The organism is Agrobacterium sp. 22117 (assembly GCF_052045735.1).
Taxonomy (GTDB): Bacteria; Pseudomonadota; Alphaproteobacteria; order Rhizobiales; family Rhizobiaceae; genus Agrobacterium; species Agrobacterium cavarae.
On record NZ_JBQEPP010000002.1, the window covers coordinates 44,993 to 62,234 of the forward strand.

18 protein-coding genes are annotated in these 17,242 nt (G+C 60.1%); 10 read left to right on the forward strand and 8 right to left on the reverse strand.

What is annotated here, in order from left to right:
- Positions 1–31 precede the first annotated feature (31 nt).
- Positions 32–1,018: an oxygen-dependent tRNA uridine(34) hydroxylase TrhO gene (trhO, locus tag ACTJKV_RS04565; RefSeq protein ID WP_274102975.1), complete on the reverse strand. Its 987-nt coding sequence runs from the start codon at positions 1,016–1,018 to the stop codon at positions 32–34.
- A gap of 287 nt (positions 1,019–1,305) precedes the next feature.
- On the opposite strand from trhO, the gene ACTJKV_RS04570 reads away from it, so the two are divergent.
- Positions 1,306–2,538 (forward strand): hypothetical protein, encoded by a 1,233-nt coding sequence (locus ACTJKV_RS04570; RefSeq protein WP_274102976.1) that lies wholly within the window; start codon positions 1,306–1,308, stop codon positions 2,536–2,538.
- A 60-nt stretch (positions 2,539–2,598) separates the two neighbouring features.
- Here the strand turns inward: ACTJKV_RS04570 and ACTJKV_RS04575 are convergent, their stop codons facing one another.
- A complete protein-coding gene (locus ACTJKV_RS04575) occupies positions 2,599–3,507 on the reverse strand; it encodes a CHAD domain-containing protein (RefSeq protein ID WP_274102977.1) in 909 nt (302 codons plus the stop codon).
- A complete protein-coding gene (locus ACTJKV_RS04580; RefSeq protein ID WP_274102978.1) occupies positions 3,491–3,979 on the reverse strand; it encodes a CYTH domain-containing protein in 489 nt (162 codons plus the stop codon). The genes ACTJKV_RS04575 and ACTJKV_RS04580 overlap by 17 nt, the downstream gene beginning before the upstream one ends.
- Before the next feature lie 154 nt (positions 3,980–4,133).
- Here ACTJKV_RS04580 and ACTJKV_RS04585 point away from each other — a divergent pair, with 154 nt between their 5' ends.
- From ACTJKV_RS04585 to ACTJKV_RS04610, 6 genes are all read left to right on the forward strand, one after another.
- Positions 4,134–4,772 carry a 2-dehydro-3-deoxy-phosphogluconate aldolase gene (locus tag ACTJKV_RS04585; protein ID WP_062427961.1) on the forward strand — a complete coding sequence of 213 codons (639 nt, stop codon included), beginning with the start codon at positions 4,134–4,136 and terminating at the stop codon, positions 4,770–4,772.
- A 105-nt stretch (positions 4,773–4,877) separates the two neighbouring features.
- The gene (locus tag ACTJKV_RS04590) at positions 4,878–5,579 is read left to right on the forward strand and encodes a tellurite resistance TerB family protein (RefSeq protein WP_062427782.1); all 702 of its coding nucleotides are present in this window, start codon (positions 4,878–4,880) and stop codon (positions 5,577–5,579) included.
- 86 nt (positions 5,580–5,665) lie between these two features.
- Positions 5,666–6,361, forward strand: a complete 696-nt coding sequence (locus ACTJKV_RS04595; RefSeq protein WP_274102979.1) for a GNAT family N-acetyltransferase — start codon at positions 5,666–5,668, stop codon at positions 6,359–6,361.
- Positions 6,358–6,564 (forward strand): hypothetical protein, encoded by a 207-nt coding sequence (locus ACTJKV_RS04600; RefSeq protein ID WP_274102980.1) that lies wholly within the window; start codon positions 6,358–6,360, stop codon positions 6,562–6,564. The genes ACTJKV_RS04595 and ACTJKV_RS04600 overlap by 4 nt, the downstream gene beginning before the upstream one ends.
- A gap of 135 nt (positions 6,565–6,699) precedes the next feature.
- Positions 6,700–10,716 carry a Pls/PosA family non-ribosomal peptide synthetase gene (locus ACTJKV_RS04605; RefSeq protein WP_274102981.1) on the forward strand — a complete coding sequence of 1,339 codons (4,017 nt, stop codon included), beginning with the start codon at positions 6,700–6,702 and terminating at the stop codon, positions 10,714–10,716.
- Positions 10,713–11,369, forward strand: coding sequence for a 4'-phosphopantetheinyl transferase family protein (locus ACTJKV_RS04610; protein ID WP_274102982.1), 657 nt, complete (start codon positions 10,713–10,715; stop codon positions 11,367–11,369). Before ACTJKV_RS04605 ends, ACTJKV_RS04610 begins: the two co-directional genes overlap by 4 nt.
- A 24-nt stretch (positions 11,370–11,393) precedes the next feature.
- Here the strand turns inward: ACTJKV_RS04610 and ACTJKV_RS04615 are convergent, their stop codons facing one another.
- Positions 11,394–12,239: a diguanylate cyclase gene (locus ACTJKV_RS04615; RefSeq protein WP_274102983.1), complete on the reverse strand. Its 846-nt coding sequence runs from the start codon at positions 12,237–12,239 to the stop codon at positions 11,394–11,396.
- Between the two features lie 179 nt (positions 12,240–12,418).
- Complete coding sequence (locus ACTJKV_RS04620) at positions 12,419–12,937, reverse strand: PAS domain-containing protein (RefSeq protein WP_274102984.1); 519 nt, start codon at positions 12,935–12,937, stop codon at positions 12,419–12,421.
- Positions 12,938–13,127: 190 nt separating this feature from the next.
- Between ACTJKV_RS04620 and ACTJKV_RS04625 the strand changes: the two genes are divergently transcribed.
- Positions 13,128–13,331: a DUF4287 domain-containing protein gene (locus ACTJKV_RS04625; RefSeq protein WP_144621504.1), complete on the forward strand. Its 204-nt coding sequence runs from the start codon at positions 13,128–13,130 to the stop codon at positions 13,329–13,331.
- A gap of 148 nt (positions 13,332–13,479) precedes the next feature.
- Positions 13,480–13,824, forward strand: coding sequence for an HNH endonuclease (locus ACTJKV_RS04630; RefSeq protein ID WP_111849333.1), 345 nt, complete (start codon positions 13,480–13,482; stop codon positions 13,822–13,824).
- A 170-nt stretch (positions 13,825–13,994) separates the two neighbouring features.
- Here the strand turns inward: ACTJKV_RS04630 and ACTJKV_RS04635 are convergent, their stop codons facing one another.
- Positions 13,995–14,417, reverse strand: a complete 423-nt coding sequence (locus ACTJKV_RS04635; RefSeq protein ID WP_112956484.1) for a hypothetical protein — start codon at positions 14,415–14,417, stop codon at positions 13,995–13,997.
- A 171-nt stretch (positions 14,418–14,588) separates the two neighbouring features.
- Entirely contained in the window at positions 14,589–14,981 is a 393-nt protein-coding gene (locus tag ACTJKV_RS04640; RefSeq protein WP_062439374.1) for a winged helix-turn-helix transcriptional regulator, read from the reverse strand.
- Positions 14,982–15,062: 81 nt separating this feature from the next.
- On the opposite strand from ACTJKV_RS04640, the gene ACTJKV_RS04645 reads away from it, so the two are divergent.
- Positions 15,063–15,794, forward strand: a complete 732-nt coding sequence (locus ACTJKV_RS04645) for an SDR family NAD(P)-dependent oxidoreductase (protein WP_440598490.1) — start codon at positions 15,063–15,065, stop codon at positions 15,792–15,794.
- Positions 15,795–15,890: 96 nt separating this feature from the next.
- On the opposite strand, the gene nhaA is transcribed toward ACTJKV_RS04645, so the two are convergent.
- Complete coding sequence (gene nhaA / locus ACTJKV_RS04650; protein WP_274102990.1) at positions 15,891–17,105, reverse strand: Na+/H+ antiporter NhaA; 1,215 nt, start codon at positions 17,103–17,105, stop codon at positions 15,891–15,893.
- Between the last annotated feature and the right edge of the window lie 137 nt (positions 17,106–17,242).

Consider the following 17,242-nt stretch of genomic DNA (forward strand, 5'->3'; position numbering starts at 1 on the left):
TCGTTGTGCGTCCAACAGGACGCACGGCGCTTTATCGCCCCAGATGCTTTTCGCCGCGCTTCTTGGCGATATCGATCTGCTTCTGGCGGTCGCGGAAGCGTTGGCGGTCTTCTTCGGTCCGATCATTGTAACAGCTCGGGCAGGAGACGCCTTCTTCGAAGAGCGGCGACAGCCGCACCTCCTCGGTGATCGGGTTGCGGCAGGCGTGGCAAAGCTGGTGATCGCCTTCGGCAAGGCCGTGGACCACAGAGACGCGCTCGTCGAAGACGAAGCAGGCGCCTTCCCACAGGCTCTCTTCTTCCGGCACCTCTTCCAGATATTTCAGAATGCCGCCCTTCAGGTGGAAGACATCTTCAAAGCCCTGTTCCTTCATGAAGGCCGTGGCCTTTTCGCAGCGAATGCCGCCTGTGCAATACATGGCGATCTTCGGCTTGTTGTGCAGGCCGGGATTGTTCTTCACCCAATCGGGAAATTCGCGAAACGTCTTGGTCTGCGGATCGACCGCGCCCTTGAAGAGGCCGATCGCCGTCTCATAGTCATTGCGGGTATCGATGACGATCGTATCCGGATCGGAGATCAGCGCGTTCCAGTCCTTCGGATCGACATAGGTGCCGACGATCCGGTTGGGATCGATATCCGGCACGCCCATGGTGACGATTTCCTTCTTCAGCTTCACCTTCATACGCACGAAGGGCATCTTCGACGCGCGGCTTTCCTTGTGCTCCAGGCTCGCAAATTCCGGCTGGGCGCGCAGGTAGGAGAGCACGGTCTGCACGCCTGCATCGGTTCCGGCAATCGTACCATTGATGCCCTCGGCTGCCAGAAGCAGCGTGCCCTTCACACCCTGTTCCTGGCAGAGCTTGAAGAGACTATCGCGCGTGCTCTCGAACCGCGGGAAGCGGGCGAAGTGGTACAGCGCTGCCACGAGGAAATCGCCAGCGGCACCGGAAAGGGTGGAACTGGAAGACGTCGCCTCGGCGGTGGCGTCCGGGCGGAAGGGTGTCGTGCTGTCGGTCATGGGCGCTGAAATACAGCCATCCGGACGTTGTTGCAATCCTGATTGCGTTGGATTTGCGCGGTCACAGTAGATGGTTGTGGCTTAGTCACCGCGCTTTAAAACTGCGCCAGCCTGCAAATTTCGTTTCATGGTCGCGATTCCGTTTGATGAAGCATTGAGGGTGCAGTTATCTGGTCCGCAGTGAATCACTAGCCCTAACCTAATGGCAAGCGCAGTGCAGGATTGTGAGTGTATCAAGCAGCTCTTAGTCCGAATGCATAATCTTGAGACAGTTAAGAGCAGCGATAATGAAATATGAGATGTATCGGTTTATAAACCAGCTGTTCACACGCTACTCTGGCGGACCTGAGGTGCTTGATGAAGCAATCCAGTCTCACCAGAAACTCAAGGAAATCGTTCAGAGCTTGTTCGTAGGCGAACGGGCGTCTAGCTTGCCTCAAGATCTCGTTGCAGCGATAGATCGAGTAATTGATCGTCTTAGACTTACGCATCCCAGCGGCGAGAAGTATTCAGCGGATGCTTTGTCGTTGGACGTCCTAAGTATCCTCGCTAAAAAGAACGATAGACTTTTCCTCCCATACATTGCTCCTCTGCTTGCAGGTTATCGCCGTTTTGCAGCGGACGCGGTCGGCGCTGCCCAGCCGCGCGTTCAGGAAGAATTGATGAGCCTGATAAGCTGGGAAACAATCCTTTCCGCACCAGAAGGCCTCCAGTCAATTATTGCGCCAAAGCTTCAGACGCTTGAGCAGGAGGCTGACAGAAAAGCACAAGAGCTATCGGCTGCGATGTCTGGGTACCAAAAAATTCGTGACAGCCAACAACTCTGTCAGGCGCAAGCTGCCGAAGCGATCGCTAAGGCAGAAAAGCAACTTACCGGCGCAGGCCACGCATTTGAGCAAAAGGCGACTGAATTCGAGGATCGTAACCAGGAAATCGATACCACTATCCGACAGCTTCGAGCTGACCTCGATGCTCAGGTTGCGAGATTTGGCACCGAGGCGGCTAGAAAACTATGGGGCGAACGCGAAAAGCAGAGCCGTTTTGCGCTCATCGCGTCTTCGATTGCGATATTTTGTCTGATTGCCGCGCCGATCCTCGGCGCCATCTGTTTCACGCCTGAAGTTCTGCATTACCTCGCGCAGATCGTCGCGGCATCGAGCCTGCCCACCACCGACGCGAACGGACAGGTTTTGCCCACGCCCAACGATACGCAGATCACAATCGCTGCCATCGGCAGGCTGGTCATCGTCACAGTTCCTGTCTTCCTCTACATCTGGGCCATTCGCCTGGTGGTGCGCTTCAACTCCCGGTCCCTGATGTTGCTGGATGACGCGAGGTTGAGGCTCACCATGCTCGACACCTTCTTCCATTTGATCGAGAAAGAAGGAGCCGTGAAAGAGGATCGCGCGCTTGTGCTAAATGCGCTCTTCCGTCCCGGCCCTGGACATGGCGATAATGTTGATCCGCCAAACTTCACGGAGCTTGTCACGAAGGCAATGGGCTCTACGCCCGGCAAGTGAAACTAGCCGGACCTTTGTGTTGAGCCAATTCATCGGGATGTCAGGCTCATGAGCGGGACTTCACCGGGCCGCGTGCTTCCACAAAAGCGCGACGATCTCCGCCTCGCGGGCGGCCGTCTCCGCAAAGACGTTGTCGGCGAGCGCGAGGCTTTCTTCACGCAGTGCCTGTTGACGGTCGATGATGGCGTCGAGCAGCAGGGCAAGCGTTTCGCCGCCTGCGAAGCTCTCGGGTTCGCGGTCGGCGAAGGCGGCGAGTACGGAGAGGTCGTGTTCGTGGCCGAGGAGTTTGACCAGTTGCTTGGCGTCCGCCCTTTTGGCGCGCATGGCGGACGGCCAGAGCTTTTGTAACAGCGCCAGATGCATCCAGTAGACCTGGCCGCTTTTGCGCAGGTCGTGAAAATACTCGTCATGGGCTTGCCCGTGGCAGAGACCCAAGGCGTCGAGCGCCTTGCGCCGCTGTTTTTCCCAGGTCTTGCGGATCATCTTCAGCGCGGTCTTTTCGCCATGCGAGAGCGACAGGGCCGAGAGTGCGTCCCTGCCGTCTTCGCAGGACTGGATGGCCGCTTCGATCCGCTTTGGCAGGTCGCCATCCTCGTGGGTTGCGGCATCACGGCGCCTGCTCAGCACATCATGGGCGGTTGCCAAGGCTTCGCGCTCGGCATCGGAGCGGGCGAAATCTTGAAGATAGGTGATGGTTTCCACCAAGGCTGCGGCATCGCGCGCGGCTGACAGGGAGCGGGCGGTATCGCGGAAGCGGGCGTTTTCCGTCTTGCGGAACTCCGGCGCCTCCTTTTCGAGGAAGCGGTAGAGCGCGCGAATGCGCTTGAATTTCTTGCGGGTATCATGCACCGCACGGTCCGTGCCGTCCGGCTGATCCTTCAAAAGCGCGATGGCGTCGTCGATGAGTTCTCGCCCGGTATGCTTGATCTCCTCGACGAAGGAGCGGGTGGGATCAATCCTGAAGGACATGGCACAGCTCCCCGCTCAAATCTTCCAAGGCCATATGCTGGTTGGAATAGCGCCTGTCGCCGGTGACTTCCGGGCCAAGCCATGCGGGAAGTGCCGGGCGGTCGGTTTCCTGCTTCATCTCGACTTCTGCAACGACGAGACCGCGATAGATCCCGTCGAAGACATCGACCTCCCAAACGAAGCCTTCGTGATCGACGGTATAGCGGGTCTTTTCGATGACGATGCCAAGCGCTGTGGTCATCAGTTCGCGGGCGTCTTCGACCGTGATGGGATATTCGTATTCGTCGCGCACAAGCGCACTGGTGCCGATCTTGATGGTGAGCCGGGCGTCGGCACCGTCCATGATCCTGACGCGGACCGAGCGGTCCTCCATGGAGGCGACATAGGCTTGCTGGAACGATTTCCGAGACGTCGTTTCTCGCTGCCACTCATCGCTGCGGACCAGAAACTTGCGTTCGATTTCTTTTGCCATTCAACACCCTGCGCTGTTTTGTCGGGACGGTAAACCAAGTAGTTGTCATGAAAAAGCAATAAATGAGAAATCGTTGGCTCGGCCTCGACACGGCGGAATGGTCGCGGTATTTGAAAGCGCAATTTCAATCGATACAAAAGCCGGAGATAACGCCATGGCCCAGGATTCCGAAAAGCTTCTTTCCATCCTGAAACTTCAACCTGTGGTGCCCGTGCTGATCGTGGACGATCTGGCCTCTGCCGTGCCGCTGGCCCGCGCGCTGGTGGAAGGCGGTCTGAAAGCCATCGAGATCACCATGCGCACGCCCGTCGCACTCGATGCCATCCGCGCCGTTGCCGCAGAGGTGGAAGGTGCGCATGTGGGCGCCGGCACCATCTTGAACGCCAAGGATTTCGATGCCGCCGCCAAGGCCGGCTCCACCTTCATCGTGAGCCCCGGCGTCAACAAGAGCGTTCTCGATGCGGCGGAAAGCTCCAACGTGCCGCTGCTTCCAGGTGCCGCCACTGCGAGCGAAGTCATGGTGCTGCGCGATGCAGGCTACAAGGTTCTGAAATTCTTCCCCGCCGAACAGGCCGGTGGCGCGCCTTACCTGAAGGCGCTTTCCTCTCCGCTTGCCGGCACCGTGTTCTGCCCGACCGGCAGCGTCTCGCTGAAGAACGCCAAGGATTACCTGTCGCTGCCGAACGTCGTCTGCGTCGGCGGCTCCTGGGTTGCGCCGAAGGAACTGATCGCAGCGGGTGATTGGGCGGGCATTACCAAGCTTGCAGCCGAAGCCGCAGCGCTTCGCGGCTGATCGCTTGTTCATGCCGTTCACGACGGCGTGAAGATCCCTGCCATTTGTAATCGGCCGTACACTCCCTATCTCCTGTTTCGACATTGACGCAAACAGGAGATTTTGATGTTCGACGCGAAAAAGCTTCTCGACCAGTTTTTGGGTTCGCAGGTGCCTGGGCTGTCAGGAAGCGTGCGGGACCGTGCAGGCCAGGCCGCAGAGATTGCGAAGAACAATCCGATGAAGGCCGGCGCACTGGCTGCGGCCATTTTCGGCACCAAGACGGGCCGCAAGCTTGCGGGCAATGCCGCCGCCGTCGGCGGTATCGCCGCCATCGCCGGTCTTGGCTATCTCGCCTACCGCAACTATCAGTCCGGCAAGTCGCCGCAGGCAGTGACCCAGCCGCAGCCGACGCAGGAGCTTTTGCCTCCGCCGGTCGATTCCCCGTTCCACCCCCAGTCTCCCGCGCTGTCCAACAGTTTCGCGCTGACGCTGGTGCAGGCGATGATTGCCGCTGCCAAGGCTGACGGCCATATCGACGCAGGCGAGCGCGCCCATATCATGGAGAAGGTCAAGGTCTCCGGTCTCGACCATGAGGCGGAAGCCTTCATCGAGAAAGAACTGGCCGATCCGCTCGATATCGACGCGCTGGTGGCTGCGGCAACGACCGAAGAGCAGAAGGTGGAAATCTACACCGCCTCGCGCCTTACCATCGAGCCGGATAGCCGGGCTGAGCGCGGCTATCTCGATCTTCTTGCCGGTCGTCTTGGCCTGCCGGATGCGCTGGTGGAGCATATCGAAGCGACCGTGTCGGCCGCCAAGGTCTGATCGATCAATTTATTCCATATCAGAGGCCGGTTGTCTTTGATGACCGGCTGACCTATTCCTGAGCGTCGCAACGCTCAGGAGGGAAGATGCGCGATCTCAGCCAGTTCAAAGGATGTCCAGCACCGCAGCCGGTGACGCTCGAAGGCCGGTTCGTGACCGCCGTTCCCTTTGATCGGGCGGCGCACCAGCAGGCGCTGTGGGATGCGCTTGGCGGGCTCGGCACCAATGAGCTGATCAAGTACTTCCCCAACGAGCCTTTTGCCGATGCGGCCGCCTTCAGCGACTGGATCGAGGGCATGGCAACGAGCTTGCAGTGGGTAACGCTGGTCTTCATCGAAAATGTAAGCAGCGACGTCATCGGCATGGCGACCTATATGCGACCCGATCCGAAGAATGGCGTGGTCGAGGTGGGCTCGGTTGCCCATGGGCCGAAGATGCAGCGCTCGCCACTTGCCACCGAAGCTCATTATCTGATGGCGCGGCACGTCTTCGACGATCTCGGTTACCGCCGTTACGAGTGGAAGTGCCACAATGAGAACGAGCCGTCCAAGACAACCGCCAAGCGCTACGGCTTCACCTTTGAAGGCGTCTTTCGCCAGCACATGATTTCCAAGGGCAAGAACCGCGATACCGCCTGGTTCTCGATCATCGACAGCGAGTGGCCGGTGATCCGTCAGGCCTTCGAGGCATGGCTTTCGCCGGAGAACTTCAATCAAGACGGAACGCAAAAGCGCAAGCTGGAAGACATCCGTGCCGATCTTCCCGCCGGGGCTACAGCATGAGCGGCAAGGATACGACATCGGCCGCCATTGCCGCCATCGCCATCATCCTCGGCTTCGGGTTTCTGTTCTACATCGTACCGACGGTGACGCTGTGGCTTGCCAACACCTATTCGGTGTGGCTGGCGGCAGCCTTCGATGTTGCGGCGGTGCTGGCCTTCTTCCTGGTATTCTGGCTCAGGGCGCGCCACCAGCGGCGGGGTTGACTGCCTAAAGCGATGGCAATCGCGCCTGCCCAAAAATTCTGCATTTGGCCTTTTCTTGCACCTTCTTTCGGCGCAATTCCAAATGATGTATAGCGGCGGCATTTAAGATGCTGCTCTGTATATTTTGGTGACTTCATGGACTGGAATGTGGCCGAAAGGCCGTTGGAATTGACCGTTTTTGCGCCGATTGCCCCGTCGCTTCCCGTCCGAGAGGATGAACCTTACGCCCGCGACGAGATGTTGCAGGAAATTTTTGAGCAGACGGCCAGGCGCTATCCGTCCAAACTTGCGCTTCGGCTTCTGGGAAACGATCCCGAATATAGCCGCCGGACTGAGCTGACCTACGGGCAACTGGCTGAGCGCGCCATTCGCTTTGCCCGCACGCTGCAGACCATGGGGGTAAGACGTGGCGACCGTGTCGTCATCTGCCTGCCGCGCGGGCTCGATCAGTATATGGCGATCCTCGGTACGCTCTGGGCCGGCGCCTGCTACGTGCCGGTGGACTGGACCTATCCGCAGGACCGTATCGACTTCATTGCCGAAGATAGCGGCGCCACGCTGATCGTGACCGATGCCGAACGTGCCGGTGCCATGCGGGTGCAGACTCTGGTGGTCAACGAGACGCTGGGCGATCTTGCGGCACAGGATGCGCTGCCGATCACGCGGGCCGAAATCGGCGCGTCTCCCGACGATCTCGCCTATATCATCTACACCTCCGGAACGACCGGTCGCCCCAAGGGCGTGATGATCTCGCATCGCAGCGCCTGCCATTTCCTGCGGGCCGAAGGCTCGATCCTGGCGATCGAGGACACCGACAAGGTGTTCGGCGGTTTCAGCGTTGCCTTCGACATGTCGATCGAGACCATGTGGAGCGCCTTTTCCGCCGGTGCCGAACTGTTGGTTGCCAACGAAGCGCTGCACAGAGCGGGCCCGGATGTGGCGATCACGCTGGCCGAGGAAAACGTCACCGTCTGGCACGTGGTGCCATCGCTCTTCACGCTGGTGGAAACCGAGCTTCCGACGCTGCGCATCGTCAATCTCGGCGGCGAGGCCTGCCCGCCGGATCTGGTGAACCGCTGGGCGCGCCCCGGCCTTCGCATCCTCAACACCTATGGCCCGACCGAAACGACGGTGACGGCCACATGGACGGAGGTCCAACCTGGCCGCCGCGTCACCATCGGCCGGCCATTGCCTGGCTATACCGCCTGGATCGTCGACGACAAGCTCTGGCCGGTGAATGCCGGCGCCGAAGGCGAGCTTGTGATCGGCGGGCCGGGGGTCAGTTCCGGCTATGTGAACCGTCCCGATCTCACCGCAGACAAATTCGTCATGACGCCCTTCGACGGGCCGGATGGGCTTCCCGCGCGGATCTATCGCTCCGGCGATCTCGTGCGGCTCGATGCCGTCGGCGATATCGAGTTCATGGGGCGCATCGATACGCAGGTGAAGATCCGCGGTTTCCGCGTCGAGCTTGCCGAGATCGAAGCGGTAATTGCCGAGGATTCTGCCGTGGCGCAGGCCGTGGTGCATCTCTTCCGCGATGATGACGGGTCCGAACTTCTGGCCGCCTTCCTTGTGGCGCGCGGCAGTGCGGTGATCGATATCGACGCTGCCCGCAAGCGCGTTGCTGACCGGTTGCCGAACTATATGCGGCCTGCCGCCTACCAGATACTCGATGCGCTGCCGACACTGCCCGCCTCCGGCAAGGTGGACCGCAAGGCGCTTCAGCGCCCGGTGGTGGTGGCCTCCTCGGATCGCGAAGCTATCGCACCGCAGACGCCGCTCGAAATCCAGCTTCATGCCATCTGGTCGGAGGCTTTCGCGCCCCAGAAGGTTTCCGTCGAAGACGACCTCTTCGAGGATCTGGGCGGCCATTCGCTGAAGGCCGCGCGCCTGGCGTCGGCCATGCGCAAGGCGCCCGGTCTTTCCGGTGTTTCTATCCAGGATCTCTACGCCGCGCCGACCATCCGCCGGCTCGCTGCGCGCCTGGGCGAGCACGTGATGGCCGAGAGCGCAGCACTCGAGCCCTTCCACCGTGTCAGCACGTTCCAGAAGCGCCTCTGCTGGACGCTGCAGACCATCGCGCTGGTGCCGATCTATGCGGTGGCCGGGCTGCAATGGTTTTTCCCCTATCTGGCCTATACCTATCTGGTCGAAGATTTCGGCCGCCTTTCGGCGCTGCTGTTGAGCGGCTTGAGCTTCATTCTCATTCCGCCGCTCGGCATGGTCTTTGCCATCCTCGTCAAATGGCTGGTGATCGGTCGCTACAAGGCGGGCGATTATCCGCTGTGGGGAAGCTATTATCTGCGCTGGTGGTTCGTGCGCCGCCTCTCCGATATCATCGCGACACCCTATCTCAGCGGCACGCCGATGATCCGCTTCTATTACCGGCTGCTGGGTGCCAGGATCGGTCGTCGTGCCTTTATCGGCACCGTTGCCATCGACACCGCCGACCTCGTCAGCATCGGCGATGATGCGATCGTCAGCGATTATGCCATGCTCGCCACCAGTTCGGTGGAGCGCGGCCTCTTGCGCCTCGGCTCGGTCAAGATCGGCCGCAGCGCCTCCATCGGCACCATGGCGGTGGTCGGGCGCAACTGCGTGGTGGGCGATGCCGCAGCGCTCGAGGATCTGTCTTCGCTGCCGATGAACCAGTCGATCCCGGCTGGCGAAAGCTGGAACGGCTCTCCGGCCAAATGCGCCGCCACGGGCCGCGTTGCCCGGCGTGATGACGAGGCGGGCTTCCTGCGCCGCTTTCTGGTCGGCGTTGGGCTTTTCATCGCCGCTGCCCTTCTTCCCGTGGTCGCCATCCTGCCGATTGCGCCCGGTCTGATCGCGATGATCGAAATCGACTGGAACACCGATGGCTATTCCTATCTGCTGATTTCGCCATTCCTGGCACTCACCTATATCGTGCTGATGTGCGTTCTGACCGTCTTCGCCAAGCGCCTGATCCTCGGGCCGGTGCGTCCGGGACGCTACTCGATCCATAGCTGGTTCTATCTGCGCTTCTGGTTCGTCCAGCAGGTGACGGACCTGGCGCTGGCGCTGCTTCACCCGATCTATGCCACCCTTTATGTGCTGCCCTGGTATCGCGCACTGGGTGTGCGGATCGGCAAGCGTGCCGAGATTTCCACCGCCGCAAAGATCGTGCCCGATCTCGTCGATATCGGGCCGGAGAGCTTCATTGCCGATGGCGTGGTCTTTGGTGCGGCACGCCATGAGCCGGGCATCATCGAGCTTGCGCATACCAGAATTGGCCGGCGTTCCTTCATCGGCAACTCCGCGGTGCTGCCGACCGGGGCCAAGATCGCCGATGGTACGCTGATCGGCGTGCTCTCCAAGCCGCCATCGGATGGCGGGGCCGAGAAGCCGGATGGCACATGGTTCGGTTCGCCGCCGATTTCGCTGCCCGTGCGCCAGGCCGTCGGCCTGTTCGATGAGGGCGCGCGCTTCAACCCGCGTCCACGGCTGGTCGCCATGCGCCTGTCGATCGAGGCGATCCGCGTGATCCTGCCGCTCACCCTGTTTCTCGCCTTCTTCAGCATCCTGTTCTCCATCGTCGGTGATATTCAGGATTACGATGACAGCCAGACGCTGATCGCGGCCGTCTTCCCCTTCCTCTATATCGGCTTCGCGCTGGCGTCTGGTCTCTCGGTCGTGGCGCTGAAGTGGCTGGTGATGGGCCGCTACAAGCCGACGACCAAGCCGCTGTGGAGCACCTTCGTCTGGCGCACCGAATTGGTGACGGCAACTTACGAGAACCTGGCGGTGCCGAACCTTCTGCAGCCCTTGCGCGGCACGCCGTGGATCTCGGCCTATCTGCGTCTGCTCGGCTGCAAGATCGGTCGCGACTGCTTCATCGACACGACCGATGTCACCGAGCATGATCTGGTGCGCATCGGCGACGAGGTGGCGCTAAACGAGTTCTCCGGTCTGCAGACCCATCTCTTCGAAGACAGGGTGATGAAGGTCAGCAGCGTCACGGTGGGCGACCGCGCGGTGATCGGCTCCTACGCCATCGTGCTCTACGACGCCGAAATCGGCGAAGATGCCCAGCTCGGCGACCTGTCCGTCGTGATGAAGGGCGAAACGCTGCCGGCGGGCACCTCTTGGGAAGGCTCTCCGGCGCAACCCGTGCGTAACGCATGAGCGAGATCGTCTGGCTTTCCGGCGCGGACGATCTGACGATAGCCACCGGTGAGGTGCCGGTGGTGTGGCACCTGCGCCTCGACGGGCCCGAGACGGAACGGTTGGCGGGCGGAGCAACGCTCTCCGCCGCCGATCTGCAGGATCTGGCATCCAAGCCGGAGGCGGGCATGCGGGCTCTGCGCCGACGCCTTTCAAAGCTCCTGCTGGCCCGGCTCTCTGGCCTGCACCCGGATGAGATCATCATCGGCAGAAGCGCACTCGGCGCGCCGCAGGTCCTCCATCCAGAGGGCTGGCACATAAGCCTCGCTGGCCGCTTCCCCCACTGCCTGATCGGCCTCAGCCGGATCCCCATCGGAGTGGATATCGAACCGCTTGATGCCGAACCGCCGCCGGAAGACAGCTTTACCCCAACCGAACGGCTCGCCCTTCAAGGGGCCACGGAAGGAACGCTCATCACCCGCTGGACGGCAAAAGAAGCCCACGCCAAATGCCTCGGCATCGCATCGCGTATCGATGCGGCCGAGATGGAGACGGCGGCTTTCGATGAGGGGGTGCGGGTTGTTTCAAGGGAAGGGGAAACACATGTGTGCGTGCGGGCGGAGGCAGGAACCGTGCAGGCGGTTGCCAGACTGCCCGATTCCGGTTGGCGATAGTCACCGAACCAGCGCGAAACTCTCTTAAGGCTGCGCCCGAACCACGACATTTCTGCCCTGGTCCTTTGCCGAGTACAATGCCGCGTCGGCGCGCAGGAGAAGCTCTTGCAGTCGCTCGGTCGGTCGGGCCTGGGCGACGCCGAAGCTGCCGGTGATGCGCCCTTTGGGCAAGGGCTCGACCACGCGACTTTCGACAGCGTGGCGCAAACGTTCTGCCACTGTTTCCGCCGCTGCGAGGTCGGCGCCGGGCAAGACGATGCAGAACTCTTCGCCGCCCATTCTTGCAGCGTAGTCGTAAGGGCGCAGGTGATCCTTCACGGCTTCGCCGATGGCCATCAGAACATTGTCGCCGGCATCGTGGCCGTATTCATCATTGATGCGCTTGAAGTGATCGAGATCGAAGAGGATGAGAGACACGGCTTCTTCGGGCCGTGCGGCCTTGGCGCGAATGATCGGCATCTGCTCCATCAGCGCGCGGCGGTTTCCCAGCCCGGTGAGAAAATCCGTAGTTGCCTGATGTTTCAATTGCTTGGTCAAAGTCTCGACCTGCAAGAGCGTCGCGCGCGCAATATCGGTCACCGTGCCGATCTCGTCAGGCGACTTTGGATAGAGCTTCAAAATCCCCTTGTCCTCCGGATACCGCTTCATGGCATCCGCCAGCAGGTTGAGAGGCCTGAGCAGCCGCCAGATCGCAAAAAGGCACAGCGACGTGCCGACCAAGGTAGCGACGAGAATGAGAAGGAGAACCGACAACATGCTGAGCTGAAAACCCATCGACAGATAGGCGACAAGCGCAATCAGCGGCACGTGGACGCTGACGAAGCAGACAAGAAAGGTTTTCGCGACAAAGGACGATTTGATCTTGGTCACGAGCACCTCAGGCTGCGGCTTGTATTAACGCTGCCTCATTTAGTGGCATAAACATGAGAATCCTAGACCATTTTCTGGTGGGCGACATTTCGCAGCGAGTGGCTTGCATCGACACGAGAGGCGCGTACGTCCTATTGAACGATCTCGTTCAGGATGTCAGTTTTGCAAGGCGCCGCTTGTCATGCGCCACCAGCAGAGAGCGATCTGAGCGCCGAGGACAGATAGCGTTCCGTCAGTTCGAATTTTCTCGCCTTTGCCAGATCGATCGCAGCGCCAATATGCAGTTCCAATCCTTCAGCCCCGGAACTTGCGTCGCTCTCCTGTTCGACAAGCACCACACCCGAATAGACCGAAGGCACGCCATCGAAGTCCTTGGCGCATGATCCCATGCTCAGGAGAGACTTCACCTTTCCATTGGCACAGTGAATCCGATAGGGCGACACGAACGGCGTGCCACCCAGGATGACATCATGGATACGGGCGGCAAGGCGCGGACGATCTTCCTCGACGATTTTTTCGAGTATGGACTCAACGGGAATACCCTCCGCGAGCTTGTCTTGATCAATCTCGTATATTCGCGCGAAAGCCACGTCAGCTGTCAGCAGGTTCGTTGCCAATGACCAGGAATAGAATCCCGCACCTTCCAACAGGCCTTTGATCAAACGTCTCTGCATCGTTTCCATAGTGACCCCACACATTCCCCGGCTCCTATTAAAACAATGAGATGGTCTTCGCCAATGGGTTGCGCAGGCAGTCTCCCGGATGTTGACGGTATAAATTCGATCACATTTGTGTGTTCGCTTCTGCTAAAGTAAGGCGACTGCCAATTGCTGACGGAAGGGGCCGTGATACTCTTACAAGAGAGCCAATCGAAAGTTCGGAGATGCCATGACGAAAGAGCCTGTGAAAGGTCCTGCTTCCTATTTTCCGTCCATTGAAGCCAAATACGGCCGCCCCATAGCGGAATGGAAAGACCTCATCAGAAGTCAAAGCGGCAAGAAGCACATGGAGCTGGTTTCCTGGCTGAAGCAGGAGTATGGCTTGGGCCATGGTCATGCGAATGCGCTGGTTGCGGATACGCTTCGAGAGTGATCTGAAACTTCGGTTAATTGACCCGACCAGGCGCAGGACGAAACACGCCATGTGGGTTTTGACCGTTTCGTGCTAAGAATATCCGGGTCGTCATACCCGGATGTGCCGAGCAAGCGGCATCCCAGTCCATACCAGGAGAGATTACCCCATGGCCCGAAAGAACAGGGATGAGCAGGAGTCGTGGGACGAGCCGAAGCCGGAGCCGGTGATCTGTGCGCTGTGCCAGCGCGTCATACCCGACGATCAGATGGACCAGCATCATCTCGTTCCCAAGAGCAAGGGCGGGAAGCAGACCGTGTCCCTGCACCGGATCTGCCACGACCAGATCCATTCGATCTTCACCGACGCCCAACTCGCCAAGAAGTTCTCCACGATCGAGGCCATTCTGGAGGAGCCTGCTGTGCAGACATTCGTCGCATGGGTGAAAAACAAGCCTCCGGGCTTTGCGGATTCCGCCAGGGGATCACGGCAGTCCTTCGGGCGAGGGCGCTAGTCTTAAAGCATGGTCCACGCAAAAGTGTGCAGCGGTTTTGCGATGACGACATGCGACAAAACAAGGACTTAAAAGCGTAGGGAGCGAATCTGAAAGATCGCGACACGCTTTAAAGCGCCGTGCATCCTATTGGACGCACAAAGGACGCTTGTCTTATGACGATCCTTGCCTCAGACGGATAGGTCGAAGATATCCGCCTCTTCCTGGGTCGCGAAGGTGAATGTCACCAGTTCGCTGTCGTCGCTCTGGCGGATGCCGATGGCCGTCACGATCAGCCGGGCGATCTCGTCCTGCGCTTCGCTTCCCGACCTCGATGACCCCACCGCCTTTTCGATGGCGGGGGCGAAGAGTTCGCTGATGACACCGAGGCGCATATTGTAGCGCATGATGATATCGCGGTCCTCGATGATCGCGGCCTGTTCTTCCTTCGGGATATCGGCATTGTCCATGGCGGTGATCGTCGCATTTGTTGCCAGCTTGATCGGGCCTTCGGCCAGCCAGCGATCGACCATCTCATCGAACTGGCGCATGCGCTGCGCGGGGATTGTCTTCTGTACCGTGATCGACATCTGCGTTCCTTTGTTCGCTGCCATGCTTGCTGCCCCACGCTTCCCGATCAGGGGTCGGCGATCGCCAGCATCAGATCTTTTGGGAGCAGGCTTTATGGCGTCAGGCCACAAGCTTCAATGGTTTTGTGGCGAAAGCCCGCCGCCGATCAGCGTGATCTTGAGGAATGAGCGCAGCCCCCGGACAAAGCCACGCCCTCACCGACCATCTTTCGCATCGTCATAGGTTCTCGCTGCCGCGTCGATCCTGTCGCTATTTTCAGCTGCCCAGGCGCACAGGGCTTCGAATGGCTGCCGCAGGGAGTGGCCGAGCGGCGTGATGGCATATTCAACGCCGATCGGCTGCGTCGGCAGAACCGTGCGGGTGACAAGCCCATTGCGCTCCAGCCTCTTCAACGCATCGGCCAGCGCCTTGTGCGTGATGCCATCCAGACGCCGCTTGATTTCGTTGAAACGCGATGGCTTGGGGCAGATCACCGTCAGGATCAGGATCGTCCACTTGTCGGCGATCTTGTCCAGCACCGGGCGGACCTTCGGCATATCGCAGAGCGCCTGCTGAGAGAGGGTTTCCAGGTCGGTATACTCGTCCATATCTAGGCTATCCAAGGTGCGTAATTGATATCAGATATCCACCGTATATCATGGCGGGACCATTGATTGAAAGGAATTACGATGGCTCGCATGAACAACAAGGTGGCTCTGGTCGTAGGCGGCGCGAAGGGCATCGGCCTCGCCATAGCAGAGCGGCTTTCTGCCGAAGGCGCAAAGGTTTTCCTCACCAGCCGCAAGGGTGAGGAGGCCGAAAAGGCAGCCCAGAGCATCGGCAATGGCGCGGTCGGCATTGCTGCCGATGCAAGCTCTCCGGAAGACATGCTCGCGGCTGTCGAAACCGCCCGCAAAGCCCATGGCCATATCGACGCGCTGGTCTTGAATGCCGGTCTTTCCGAATATGCACAGATTGCCGAGATCACGCCGGAGCATTTCGACCGCCACTTCGACGTCAACGTGAGAGGGATGGTCTTCGGCTTTCAGGCCGCTCTGCCTGCAATGAGAGAAGGAGGCTCAGCTGTGCTTATCGGGTCGATTGCCGGTAGCGCAGGCTACGCAGGTTACGGAACCTATTGCGCCACCAAAGCGGCCGTCCGCTCCTATGCAAGAACCTGGACGGCCGAACTCGCCCCCAAAGGCATCCGCGTCAACGTAGTCGCACCCGGCCCGACGGATACGGACATGATGGCCTCAGTCGCAGACGACGTGCGCGCGGCCATCGTCGCGCCGATCCCGATGGGCCGCATGGGACGGCCCGCGGAAGTGGCCGCGGCGGCGCTGTTTCTGCTGAGCGATGAGGCGAGCTATATCGCCGGCGCCGAGCTCTGCGTCGATGGCGGGTTGCGGCAGGCTTAAGGGCGGATGGAAGATGCTGCCCGACCTTGAAGGGGTCGGGCGGCCACGATCACCATCGCGAGCCTGCGGCTCCAAGATGGTGGCGATGTGGAGCCGTCAGGCTGTCGTGTGGACTGGACGCTGCGATGTCGTCTGCCGCCGGCTGGTCAGTGTCAGGATCAGGGCGCCGCTCAAACCGGACACGAGCGATCCCATCAAAATCCCGATCTTGACGTGATCCTGCACCGCCGGATCGTCGAATGCCAGCAAGCCGATGAACAGCGACATCGTAAACCCGATGCCACAGAGAAGTGCCGTCCCTGCCACCTGTCCCCAGCTTGCCTGGGCGGGAAGTTGCGCCAGACCGAGCTTCACGAGCACGGCGACGACGCCAAATACGCCGATGAGCTTGCCGAAGAAAAGGCCTCCCGCCACACCCATTGTCAGCGGCTCGGTAAACACCGACAGGCTCAGACCCGAAAGGGAAACGCCTGCATTGGCGAAGCCGAAGATTGGCACGATGATGAAGGCAACGGGTTTGTGCAGCGCATGCTCGAGGCGATGAAGCGGCGACTCGTCCGGCGTCGCTTCCGGTGTGCCGGGCGTCAACTTGAGCGGGATCGTCAGCGCCAGCATCACGCCAGCCAGTGTTGCGTGAACGCCGGACGCAAATACGAGCACCCAGAGCACGGCGCCAAGGACGAGATAGGGCCACAGCACCTTCACCTTCATCTTGCTGAAGATGAAGAGATTGCCCCAAACGAGAGCGGCGCCGATAAGAGCGACCAGGTTCAGGTCTGCCGTATAGAACAGAGCGATGACGATGACCGCACCGAGATCGTCGATGATGGCCAGCGCTGCAAGAAAGATCTTCAGCGAGGTCGGGACGCGCGATCCGAACAGGGAGAGCACGCCAAGGGCAAAAGCGATGTCCGTCGCTGTCGGTATGGCCCATCCTTGCAAGGCGGCTGGATTGTCGCGGTTCAGCAGGACGTAGAAGAGTGCCGGAAACACCATGCCGCCCGCTGCGGCGGCACCCGGCAGAACCCTGCGGCTCCAGCTGGAGAGTTGACCGTCAAGCATTTCGCGTTTGATTTCCAAACCCACCATCAGGAAGAACACCGCCATCAGGGCGTCGTTGATCCAGTGCTGGATGCTCAGCGGTCCGATATAGACGTGGAGGATATGGAAATAGTCTTCAGCCAGAGGCGAGTTGGCCGTGATGATGGCTAGAAGTGCGACGGCCATGAGCACGAGGCCACCCGAGGCCCCGTTGTCGAGAAACTTGCGAAGTGTGGAATTGATGCGACCTGGATTTGATGTCGAAGACACAGGCTCACCCTCCCTTTGTTGGAAGTTGATCTTAGTCTCCGTCGATTTCGGGGGAACCCGCAGCGCACGCAGCACGCGCTTTCAGGTTCAATCATAGCCCAGTTTGGTGCGTTTTTCCACCAAAACCGGCATCTTGC

What these genes read in the sequence shown, in the direction of transcription:
- ACTJKV_RS04610 (WP_274102982.1), top strand. Translation starts at nt 10,713, where the DNA reads ATGAGCGAGATCGTCTGGCTTTCCGGCGCGGACGATCTGACGATAGCC.
- ACTJKV_RS04585 (WP_062427961.1), top strand. Translation starts at nt 4,134, where the DNA reads ATGGCCCAGGATTCCGAAAAGCTTCTTTCCATCCTGAAACTTCAACCT.
- ACTJKV_RS04595 (WP_274102979.1), top strand. Translation starts at nt 5,666, where the DNA reads ATGCGCGATCTCAGCCAGTTCAAAGGATGTCCAGCACCGCAGCCGGTG.
- ACTJKV_RS04620 (WP_274102984.1), bottom strand. Translation starts at nt 12,937, where the DNA reads ATGTGTGGGGTCACTATGGAAACGATGCAGAGACGTTTGATCAAAGGC.
- ACTJKV_RS04575 (WP_274102977.1), bottom strand. Translation starts at nt 3,507, where the DNA reads ATGTCCTTCAGGATTGATCCCACCCGCTCCTTCGTCGAGGAGATCAAG.
- trhO (WP_274102975.1), bottom strand. Translation starts at nt 1,018, where the DNA reads ATGACCGACAGCACGACACCCTTCCGCCCGGACGCCACCGCCGAGGCG.
- ACTJKV_RS04590 (WP_062427782.1), top strand. Translation starts at nt 4,878, where the DNA reads ATGTTCGACGCGAAAAAGCTTCTCGACCAGTTTTTGGGTTCGCAGGTG.
- ACTJKV_RS04605 (WP_274102981.1), top strand. Translation starts at nt 6,700, where the DNA reads ATGGACTGGAATGTGGCCGAAAGGCCGTTGGAATTGACCGTTTTTGCG.
- ACTJKV_RS04625 (WP_144621504.1), top strand. Translation starts at nt 13,128, where the DNA reads ATGACGAAAGAGCCTGTGAAAGGTCCTGCTTCCTATTTTCCGTCCATT.
- ACTJKV_RS04580 (WP_274102978.1), bottom strand. Translation starts at nt 3,979, where the DNA reads ATGGCAAAAGAAATCGAACGCAAGTTTCTGGTCCGCAGCGATGAGTGG.
- ACTJKV_RS04570 (WP_274102976.1), top strand. Translation starts at nt 1,306, where the DNA reads ATGAAATATGAGATGTATCGGTTTATAAACCAGCTGTTCACACGCTAC.
- ACTJKV_RS04635 (WP_112956484.1), bottom strand. Translation starts at nt 14,417, where the DNA reads ATGGCAGCGAACAAAGGAACGCAGATGTCGATCACGGTACAGAAGACA.
- ACTJKV_RS04630 (WP_111849333.1), top strand. Translation starts at nt 13,480, where the DNA reads ATGGCCCGAAAGAACAGGGATGAGCAGGAGTCGTGGGACGAGCCGAAG.
- ACTJKV_RS04640 (WP_062439374.1), bottom strand. Translation starts at nt 14,981, where the DNA reads ATGGACGAGTATACCGACCTGGAAACCCTCTCTCAGCAGGCGCTCTGC.
- ACTJKV_RS04645 (WP_440598490.1), top strand. Translation starts at nt 15,063, where the DNA reads ATGGCTCGCATGAACAACAAGGTGGCTCTGGTCGTAGGCGGCGCGAAG.
- ACTJKV_RS04600 (WP_274102980.1), top strand. Translation starts at nt 6,358, where the DNA reads ATGAGCGGCAAGGATACGACATCGGCCGCCATTGCCGCCATCGCCATC.